The following is a 1,915-nucleotide window of genomic DNA, read 5'->3' as shown; positions in this document are numbered from 1 at the left end:
CGGCGGCGTTGGCGTTGCGGGCAGCGCTTCTCGCGGTCGGACTCGCGGTGACCGCGGTCCGGCACGACGATCCGGAACCGGCGCCCGTCGCCGCCGAGCACATCAGCGAGTCGGCTGACCAGGCGGTGGCCGTGGCGGCCGCGCGCCGGCAGCACGAGCCCGTGGTCGTGACGTCGCTGGGGACGCCGACCCGGAAGGTGGCCGCGCAGCCGGACGGCACGATGCTGGCCGAGCTGAGCGCGGAGCCGATGCAGGTCCGCCGGGGCGATTCGTGGACCCCCGTCGACCCGGCCCTCGCGGTGAACGCCGACCGCACCATCAGCCCCAAGGCGGTGGTGACCGGCACGACCCTGTCCGGTGGCGGCACGGGTCCGCTGCTGAAGTACGGCCCGATCACGCTGACCTGGCCCGACGCGCTCCCGGCGCCGGAGCTGGCCGGCCCGACCGCGACCTACCGCGACGTCCTGCCGGGGGTGGACCTGGAGCTGACGGCCGCCGCCGACCACGTCACCCAGCACCTGGTCGTGAAGACGCCGGAGGCCGCGAAGAACCCCGCGCTGGCGCGGGTCGAGCTCGGCATCCAGGCCGACGGCGTCAAGGTGACCGTCGAGGACGGCGCCCTTCGTGCCACCGACGCCGACGGGAAGGTCCTCTTCGGCACCCCGCCCGCCGTCATGTGGGACGCCAAGGAGGAGCGGACCGCGCCGGTCGGCCTCGAACTGCACGACACGTCCCTCACGCTGGTCCCCGACCAGGCGCTGCTGACCGACCCGGGCACGGTGTTCCCGGTCACCATCGACCCGGACTGGCGCACGTTCGACATCGCCGGCTGGGCCAAGGTGTTCTCCGGCAAGCCGGACAGCAAGCACTGGTGGGGCGGCGGCGACGTCGACTCGTACGCCAAGGTGGGCCGCTGCTCGGGCCTGACCGGCTGCACCGGCTCCAACGACATCGGCGCCACCCGGTCGTTCTGGGAGTTTGACACGAGCTTCCTGAACGGCAAGCGCGTCATCGACATCTCGCTGAACGCGACCATCCTCTACAGCCCGCGCTGCGCCGACGCCCAGCACGAGCTGTGGATCGCCAACTCCACCTTCGACGCCAACCTGACCTGGAACAACCAGCCGGGCGGCACCAAGGTGGGCAGCGCGAACGCGCAGCCCGCGTACACGGGGTGCGCGGGCAACAAGGGCATCGGCTGGAAGCTCGGCGGCTACTACAACCCGTCCGGGTGGTCGGCGTACTTCATCCGCGCCGGCAACGAGAACAGCGGCTACACCGACGGGTGGCGGAAGTACGACGGGGGAGCCACCCGCATCGTCGCGCAGTACAACACCAAGCCCGACGCGGCGACCGATCTCACCACCGAACCGAGGGGTGTGGTGTGCAAGTGGTGCGCGGGCAAGGCCTACCTGACCGGTGACGCGGTCCGGCTCAAGGGTCGGATCACCGACGGTGACGGCTCGGACCAGCTCACCGCGAACTGGTCGATCGTGGCGGGCGGCCGGCCGGAGAGCCGGACGGGTCCGCAGCTCCAGCAGGGCAACACCTACAGCACCACCTACGACCTGACCACGCACAACGGCCAGGAGGTGACGTGGTCGCTGCGCGGTGACGACGGCTGGGACACCGGGGACTCCCGCGGCGGACCCGGGTTCGTCGTGGACCGGGACCCGCCGAACGCCCCGCCGGTGGTGGAGGCCGGCCTCTACCAGGACGACAACCGGTGGCACGGCGGCGTCGGCGTGCCCGGCGCGTTCACGTTCAAGGCCGGGGACGTCACCGACGTCGACCACTACGTGTACCGCTGGGACGAGCAGAAGAGCGAGACGGTGGACGCGGACGCCCTGGGGGGCAAGGCGACCGTGACCACGACACCGCCCGGCGACGGGCCGCGCGCGCTGCACGTGCAGAG

1 pseudogene is annotated in these 1,915 nt (G+C 72.1%); it reads left to right on the top strand.

What is annotated here, in order from left to right:
• Positions 1–167 precede the first annotated feature (167 nt).
• Positions 168–1,915 (top strand): annotated as a pseudogene (locus AB0G02_RS37600) (LamG domain-containing protein); the annotation flags it as partial.

This window comes from Actinosynnema sp. NPDC023658, from assembly GCF_040639995.1.
Classification (GTDB): domain Bacteria; phylum Actinomycetota; class Actinomycetes; order Mycobacteriales; family Pseudonocardiaceae; genus Actinosynnema.
This window is presented reverse-complemented; position numbering and strand designations above follow the sequence as displayed.